Origin of the sequence: Pectobacterium versatile, assembly GCF_020166435.1 — a bacterium.
Lineage (GTDB): Bacteria > Pseudomonadota > Gammaproteobacteria > Enterobacterales > Enterobacteriaceae > Pectobacterium > Pectobacterium versatile.
In genome coordinates this window covers 1-1,194 of the sequence record NZ_JAINZP010000060.1, presented here as the reverse complement: position 1 = coordinate 1,194, position 1,194 = coordinate 1, and the positions used below count along the sequence as shown (strand labels likewise).

Genomic DNA, 1,194 nt, shown 5'->3' with positions numbered 1-1,194 from the left:
TGTCTAAAGAAAAATTTGAACGTACAAAACCGCACGTTAACGTCGGTACTATCGGCCACGTTGACCATGGTAAAACAACGCTGACCGCTGCAATCACTACCGTTCTGGCTAAAACCTATGGTGGTAACGCGCGTGCATTCGATCAGATCGATAACGCACCAGAAGAAAAAGCACGTGGTATCACCATCAACACGTCTCACGTTGAATACGATACCCCGTCTCGCCACTACGCGCACGTTGACTGCCCGGGACACGCCGATTATGTGAAAAACATGATCACCGGTGCTGCCCAGATGGACGGCGCGATCTTGGTTGTTGCTGCGACTGATGGCCCAATGCCGCAGACCCGTGAGCACATCCTGCTGGGTCGTCAGGTTGGCGTTCCTTTCATCATCGTGTTCCTGAACAAATGTGACATGGTGGATGACGAAGAGCTGCTGGAACTGGTTGAGATGGAAGTGCGTGAGCTGCTGTCTCAGTATGACTTCCCAGGCGACGACACGCCGGTTGTTCGTGGTTCAGCGCTGAAAGCGCTGGAAGGCGAAGCTGAGTGGGAAGCAAAAATCATCGAACTGGCAGGTTACCTGGATTCTTATATTCCAGAACCAGAGCGTGCGATTGACAAGCCGTTCCTGCTGCCAATCGAAGACGTATTCTCCATCTCCGGCCGTGGTACTGTTGTTACCGGTCGTGTAGAGCGCGGTATTGTTAAAGTCGGTGAAGAAGTTGAAATCGTTGGTATCAAAGATACCGCGAAATCTACCTGTACTGGCGTAGAAATGTTCCGCAAATTGCTGGACGAAGGCCGTGCAGGCGAGAACGTTGGTGTTCTGCTGCGTGGTATCAAGCGTGAAGAAATCGAGCGTGGTCAGGTACTGGCTAAGCCGGGTTCAATCAAGCCGCACACCCAGTTCGAATCAGAAGTGTATATCCTGAGCAAAGATGAAGGCGGCCGTCATACTCCGTTCTTCAAAGGCTACCGTCCTCAGTTCTACTTCCGTACCACTGACGTGACAGGTACCATCGAACTGCCAGAAGGCGTAGAGATGGTCATGCCGGGCGACAACATCAAAATGGTTGTTACCCTGATCCACCCAATCGCGATGGACGATGGTTTGCGTTTCGCAATCCGTGAAGGCGGTCGTACAGTAGGCGCTGGCGTTGTTGCTAAAGTTATCGCTTAATCGCTGATAA

1 protein-coding gene is annotated in these 1,194 nt (G+C 51.8%); it reads left to right on the top strand.

Annotated elements, in window-relative coordinates; translation table 11 throughout:
* A partial coding sequence (gene tuf, locus K7X24_RS21885; RefSeq protein WP_211027709.1) for an elongation factor Tu occupies positions 1 to 1,184 on the top strand: 1,184 nt, incomplete at its 5' end.
* Positions 1,185 to 1,194 lie beyond the last annotated feature (10 nt).